General features: G+C 65.1%; 1 protein-coding gene. It reads right to left on the bottom strand.

Features of this window, described 5'->3' with window-relative positions:
* On the bottom strand, window positions 1–6,952 hold a 6,952-nt coding region (locus D3P04_RS22885), incomplete at both ends, for a non-ribosomal peptide synthetase (protein ID WP_119752202.1).

The following is a 6,952-nucleotide window of genomic DNA, read 5'->3' as shown; positions in this document are numbered from 1 at the left end:
TGTCCGGGGCTGAACGGATTGGCCAGGAAGCGTTCGGCGGTCAGGTCGGGGCGGTTCAGATAGCCCTGCGCCAGACCCGCCCCCGAGATATACAGCTCGCCCACAACTCCAACAGGTACAGCCTGCAAGGACGCGTCGAGGATCGCGATCTGGCCATTCCGCAACGGGCGGCCGATCACAACATCATCCCCCGTCACCTCGCCGAAAGTCGAATCGATTGTGCCTTCGGTGGGGCCATAGGCGTTGAAGGCGGTGACGCCCGGCACCTGTACGGCGCGCCATTGCGCGGGACTGACGGCCTCGCCGCCAAAGGCGATGATGCTGGGATATTTCTGATCGCCTTCGAGCAGGCCGATCTCGCGAAGCTGTTCGAAATGGGTCGGGCCGACATCGATGGCGTCTATCTGGCGGTCACGGCAATAGGACACCATGCGGAAGCCGTCCCGGCGGTCGTCGTCGGACAGCACATGCAATTCATGCCCCGATACCATCCACAGGAGTCCTGCCAGCGCGGTGTCAAAGCTGAAGGGAGCACTGACGGCCATGCGCAACCGGCGGCCTTTTGCCACGCGCATGGGATCATAGAACGCGCCGCGATGCTGGGCCAGGAGATTGGCGATATTGCCATGGGCGATACGGACGCCCTTGGGCTGGCCGGTCGAGCCCGAGGTAAAGATGATATAGGCCAGATCGTCTTCCGCCGCATGCGGCAACCCGGCAGGATCGTCCGGCAGCACCGCGATCTGCGAGAGCGTGGCTTTGTCATCAAGCAGGACCGCGGTCATGCCCGGCTCGCTCAGCCGTGCTGCGGTTCCGGCCGTGGCAATGACCAGTGCGCAATCCGCCCGGCGGGCCATGTCGCGAAGACGCTCGTCCGGCTGGTCCATATCCAGCGTCACCCATGCCGCGCCGCTGTGGGCGACGGCCAGCATCGCGATCACGCTTTCCGCGCCGCGGGGCAGCGCGATGGCGACGGCTTGTCCCGGCGCAGCGCCCTGCATGGCCAGATGATGTGCCAGACGGTTCACTTTCGCCGACAGCGTGGTCCAGTCGAGATGTTCGTCCCTACAAACCAATGCGATCTGATCGGGCGTGGTAGCGGCCTGAATCCGGAACGCTTCGATCAGGGAATTTGCGGGACGGTCGTCGCGCGGCCCGGACAGCAGCGAGGCTTCGCCTTCTTCAAGCAGGCTCAGCCGGGCCAGCCGTTGGTCGCTGTGACGGGCCAGCAGTTCCAGCGCGGCGGTCAGCCGGCGGCGCAACCGCTCGGCACGGGCGGTGTCGATCACGTCGGGGCGGGTACTGAATTTCACCTCGAACCGCGCGCCCGGTGTGATACCGATGCTGACCGGGTAATGCGAGGTATCGCCGCCGCGATTGTCGCGGAACCGTGCTTCCAGCCCGCCCTGGGGCTCTTCGCCCATCGGATAGTTCTCGAACACCACCAGCGTATCGAACAGGCTGCCCTGACCGACCGCCTTCTGGATCCGGGCCAGCCCCAGATGATCATGATCCAGCAGCAGTGCATGCTCGTGCTGAATGCGCAGCAGGATGTCGGCCAATGTTTCGGCGGGGCGCAGGGTAAAGCGCAGCGGGATGGTGTTGATGAACAGGCCCGCCATATGCTCGATCCCCGGCAGATCGGCGGAACGTCCCGAGGTGGTCGAGCCCAGCACCAGATCGTCCTGACCCAGCTCGGTCCGAAGGACCAGCGCCCATGCGGTCTGGACCAGCGTGTTCAGGGTCACTCCCAGCCGGCGCGACAACGCCTGAAGCATATGGCTGAGTTCCCCGGACAGATGATCCACATGCAGCCGCGCCGGAGCTTTTGCCACAACACCTCCGGCAAGCAGGGCGGGTTGTTCCAGCCCGTCGAAAGCATCATGCCATGCCTGCATCGCCGCCTGTTCATCGCGCGTGGCGAGCCAGTCGAGATAATCGCGCCATGCCGGGATCTCGGGAAGGGCGGGATCGTCGCCATCGGCATGGTAAAGCGCCAGAAGATCACGCAAAAACAACGGTGTTGACCAGCCATCCATGATGATGTGGTGATTGGTCAGCACCAGATGATGTCGCTGTGCGGTCTCGCGCGCTAATGTAAAGCGCAGCAACGGACCGTCATGCAGCGGCATGGGCTGCGCGATGTCCTTGTCCTGCAAGGCGGACAGCGCGGTATCGGCGGGGCCTTCCAGTTCCACATTCCGCCAGGCCAGTTCCGGTAATGCCGGGATTACCTGTACCGGGTGATCCAGTCCTTCATGCAGGAAGCTGGCGGTCTGGGCAGGGTGTCGGGCCAGCAAGGCCAGTGCGGCGCGGTGCAGGCGGTCGGGATCCAGCGCGCCTTTCAGCGTGAAGGTGATCTGTGACAGATAGATATCCTCGGCGTCACGGTCATAAAGCGAATGGAACAGAAATCCCTGCTGCAAGGGCGACAGCGGCAGGATCTCGGCCACCGGGGCATGGCTTGCCTCGATAGCATCGATCCGGGGCTGGTCCAGAGCGCAGCCCGGCAGGTCAGAGGGCGTCAGGAGCCGCCCATCGGATGCCGCGCAGGTCTCGGCGATGCGGCGCAGCGCGGTCAGCCATAACTCCGCCAGTTCGGCGATGTCATGCGAGCCGAACAGATCGCCCGCCCATGTCCAGTCAGCCTGCAACCGGGGTGTTTCGCCATTGATCAGCGCGTTCAGTTCCAGCGCATGGGCAAGCGGCTGCTCTGGCGCACCGCCCGACAGGGCCAGCCCCTCCGGAGCGATCCGCCAGCCTGCCAGATTGCCACCGGTATCGAAGCGGCCAAGGAAATTGAAGCCGATCTCGGGTGCGGGATGGCCGGCCAGCGTGGCACCTTCCGTCGTCATATGGCGCAGCAGGCCATAGCCAATGCCGTTTTCGGGAATCGCGGCCAGAGCTTCCTTGACCGATTTCAGCGCCGTTTCGATGGCGAGCGCGGAGAGTTGGGACGGATCGCCGGGCCGACCGACATCCAGATGCAGCGGGAACAGGCTTGTGAACCAGCCCAGGCTGCGAGACAGGTCGGCACCGGGCATGATGTCCTCGCGCCCGTGTCCTTCGACATTCAGCGTCAGCCCGGCATGGCCGTGCCAATGGGCGACCGCCAGTGCCAGAGCGGTCAAAAGCACCTCATTCATGCCGCCGCCGATGCGGCGCGTGGCATGGGTCATCAGCGTTCTGGTGGTAGCGGCATCCAGCGCGACATGCAGCAGGGACTGAGCGCCGAAATGGTCTTTTGCAGGATCCAGCGAGCGTGCTGCCAGTTGCGACTGCGGGCGCGAGGCGATGGATTGCCAAAACGGCAGCTGTTCCAGCCGGGCTTGCGCGGCCTCGGGCATCGCCAGCGCCCATTCGCGGAATGGGGTGGCCGCAGCCTGCAGGTCGGGAGCCCTGCCGTCATGGCGCGCGGCAAGGGCTTCGGCGAGGTCGGGCAGCAGGATGCGCCACGAAACGCCATCGATGGCCAGATGGTGGATGGTCAGCAACAGCCGGGTTATATCTCCGGACCGGAACAGCACCGCCTGCATCAACCGCCCCTGCTGCGGATCCAGTCGGGCCGCTGCGTCCAAAGCGGCCGCTTTCAGCCCGATTTCCCATTGGCTCCCGGCCAGGAAATCGGAATCGATTACTGTCAGGATATCGGCGCAAGGCGGGTCCGAGGGGACATGCAGCCGGTCCTTGCCGGCCAGGCGGGCATTCAGGATCGGGTGACATCCCAGCAGATCGTTCAGCGCGGCTGCCAATGCGTCGGGATCGGCAGGAGGGATGTCCAGCAGCACGGTTTGCTGGAACCGCGACCAGTCGCCGCCCTGCGCAACCATGTCGAGCATGATCGGCGTCATGGGCAACTCGCCGCTTGCCGGAACGGCGGGGCGGGCGCGGATATCCGAGGCCGGCTGGATCAGCGGGGCCAGTGCGGCCACGGTCTGTTTCTGCACCACATCGCGAGCGGTTACTGTGATCCCGGCTTTTCTGGCGCGGGCGACAAGCTGGATCGACGAGATGGAATCCCCGCCAAGCGCGAAGAAGCTGTCATCGATGCCGGGGCTGTCGATGCCAAGCACCTCGGCGAACAGCGCGGCGAGTTTGGCCTCGGTTTCGTTGCGGGGCGCGCGCCGCGGTCCCGCGGCGATCACGGGGGCGGGCAGGGCGCGGCGGTCCAGCTTGCCATTCGGGGTCAGCGGCAATTCGTCCAGCCGCAGGATGGCGGCGGGGACCATGTAGTCGGGCAGGGCAGCGGCCAGCGCCCGGCGCAGGGCATCGCAGTCCAGTTCCAGTTCCGGTGCCACGACATAGGCGGCCAGCTGCTTCTGCCCGGGCCTGTCCTCGCGGGCGATGACGGCGGCCTGGGGATAGCCTTCCCGGGCGATGGCGGCCTCGATCTCGCCGGGCTCGATGCGGAAGCCGCGGATCTTGATCTGCTGATCGGCGCGGCCGATGAATTCGACCTGTCCGTCCTCGCGCCAGCGGGCCAGATCGCCCGAGCGGTACATGCGCTGTCCGGGGCTGAACGGATTGGCCAGGAAGCGTTCGGCGGTCAGGTCGGGGCGGTTCAGATAGCCCTGCGCCAGACCCGCCCCCGAGATATACAACTCGCCCACAACTCCAACAGGAACAGCCTGCAAGGACGCGTCGAGAATGTGAAATTGCATGTTACTGATCGGTCGTCCGATCAGATTCTGGCGCGTTCCGCCTTTGGTTACCAATGCCGAGGCGCACCAGATCGCGGCTTCGGTCGGGCCATACTCATTCCACAGCTCGGCCGTCACCGCCTGCCGATGCGCCGCGACCAGCGAGACGGGGATGGCCTCTCCGCCCAGCACGACGGTCCGCAGGCTGGTCAGATCGGCTGCGCCTTCCTCCAGTACGGCACGCCAGAGGCCGGGGCCGCTGATCCATTCGCGAATCTTGTGCCGCTCGATCAACCTGGCGAGTTCAGCGGGTTGTTTTTCGGCGCCCGGTTCGGGCAGGACCAGCGTCGATGCATTGGCCAATGCACCGAAGATCACTGCCAGCGAGGCATCGAAGGCCAGCGAGGGCAGCAACAGCGAAACGTCGGGCAGTGGATAGCGCTCGGCCCGCGACAGGATCGCATTGACGGCGGAAGCATGAGACAGCAGCACCCCTTTGGGCCGGCCGGTCGAACCCGATGTATAGATCACATAGGCCGGATCCGATGCCTGGGGCTGGATCAGTGGCTCGTTGGCGGCGAAGGATATCGAAGGTTCCTCATCCGTCAGCAGATGGGGATGATGCGGGACCAGTGCCGCATTCAGCCGGTCGGTGACGATCAGTGTCGGCGCAGCATCGGCCAGAACAGCGGCAATGCGGTTCTGCGGATAGCCGGGATCCAGCGGCAGATAGACCGCCCCCGCCCGCATGATCGCCAGAAGGGCGGTAATTGCGGGAATCCCGCGCGGCAGCAGCATGGCGACGATTTGCCCGCGCCGGACACCCGCGCGGATCAACTGCCGGGCCAGTGCCGCGCTGTCGCGTTCCAGTCCGGCATAATCCAGCCGCGTCTCGCCGCAGATCAGCGCGGTTGCATGGGGCATGCGCCGGGCCGCATCGCAGACCAGCCCGGGAAGGCTCTGATTCTCGCGTGGGTGATCGCCGCCGCGCAGGATTTCAAGCATTTCAGCCGTCGCACCGGCATCCAGCAGACCGATCCGGCCCAGTTTTCTGTCGGCATGATCGGCAAGGGCGGCCAGGATGGCCTCGACATTGTCGAGAACCCGACGGGCCTCTTCGATACCAAAGAGATCACCGCGATAGCTGAGCGTCAGTTTCAGCGACTCGCCCGGCACGGCGGCGAGGCCCATCGGGTAATGGGTGGCATCCCCGCCATGTTGGCTATGCCTTTCGACGATCAGGGCCGCGTTCCCGGCATCGCCATCGGCCGGGCCCGAGGGATAATTTTCGAATACGGTCAGTGTATCAAACAACCGGTCATGCCCGCCGACGCGTTGCAGCGTGCTTAGCGGCACATGCTGATGCTCGAGGATCGCCGACAGACTGTCATGGGTCTGGCGCATGAATTCCGAGGCGCTCAGCGCCGGGTCGGGCCGCAATCGCAGCGGTAGCGTGTTGATGAACAGACCGACCATGCGCTCGACCCCTGGCAGATCGGCGGGACGGCCTGAAACGGTCGTGCCGAAGACGACATCGTGCTGGCCTGTGCGGCGCGACAGATAAAGCGCCCAGGCGGACTGGATCAGTGCATTCAGCGTGATTCCCAGATCGCGGGCGCGGCTGTCCAGCCGGGCCGTTGCGTTCCTGTCCAACCGACGCGACAGTATTTTGCCCGCGGATTGACCGGCAGAATCGGGGGAGATCAGCGTGGGTTCCTCCAGCCCCTCCAGTTGATCACGCCAGAACCCGGTGCTGTCGGTATTGGTGCGCGAGACGGTCCAGCGAATATACTCGGCATAGGGGGTGGCATGCGGCAGCTCCGTATCCGGGGCGTCGTAAAGGGCGAATAATTCGTCCAGGAAGACCGGCAGGGACCATCCATCGATTGCGATATGATGAGTTGTTATTGCGCAGCAGTGCTTGTTTTTATGTTCGCGGATGAGGGTTGCGCGGATCGGGGGTTCGTTTCCGAGGTTGAAGCGCGCATGCCGGTCGGCATGAAGGATGGCGTCACGTTCGGCCTGGCGTTCGGCCGGGGTTCCGTCCGGGCTGTGGAGGAGCCATGGCAGGTCGGGCTGGCGCGGGATCAGCTGCACCATGCGCGCGCCGGCCATCTCGAATCGGGCGGCGAGATTGGGATGGCGGGCCAGCATGGCGCGCATGGCGCGGTGCAGGCGCCCGGTATCCAGCGGCCCGTCCAGCGCGAAGACCATCTGCACGATATAGGCGTCGTCGGCCTCGTCGTCATAGCTGGCATGGAACAGGAAGCCCTGTTGCAGCGGCGACAGCGGCAGGATATCGGCCAGCGGCA

It is taken from the genome of Paracoccus onubensis (assembly GCF_003591515.1).
Taxonomy (GTDB): domain Bacteria; phylum Pseudomonadota; class Alphaproteobacteria; order Rhodobacterales; family Rhodobacteraceae; genus Paracoccus; species Paracoccus onubensis.
Note: the sequence above shows the minus strand (reverse complement) of the source record. Positions and strands in the feature narration are given on the sequence as shown.